The organism is Pseudoalteromonas sp. Angola-4, assembly GCF_028599265.1.
GTDB classification, from domain to species: Bacteria; Pseudomonadota; Gammaproteobacteria; order Enterobacterales; family Alteromonadaceae; genus Pseudoalteromonas; species Pseudoalteromonas atlantica.
This window is the reverse complement of the sequence record NZ_JAQREK010000131.1, coordinates 1-255: the sequence shown is the minus strand read 5'-3', so window position 1 is coordinate 255 and position 255 is coordinate 1. Positions and strand designations below refer to the sequence as shown.

The 255-nt window shown below is 43.9% G+C and carries 1 protein-coding gene; it reads left to right on the top strand.

Annotated elements, in window-relative coordinates; genetic code table 11:
• Positions 1 to 255, top strand: a 255-nt coding sequence (locus PSH48_RS21290) for an IS3 family transposase (RefSeq protein ID WP_273612335.1), incomplete at both ends; no start/stop codon positions are given.

Below are 255 nucleotides of genomic sequence, written 5' to 3'. Positions count from 1 at the left end.
ATGCTGAGCTGATAATACTCATTCGCGAAGTGTGGGAGGATAATATGTCAGTTTATGGTGCAAGAAAAATATGGAAGCAGCTACAGCTTGACGACCATCAAGTCGCCCGCTGTACAGTCGAACGATTGATGCGAGTTATGGGAATTCAAGGTGTTCGTCGGGGTAAAGCACATAAGACAACGATACCTGACGAGCAACAAGATAAGCCACTTGATTTAGTTAATCGTCAATTTACTGCTGAGCAGCCAAATCAAC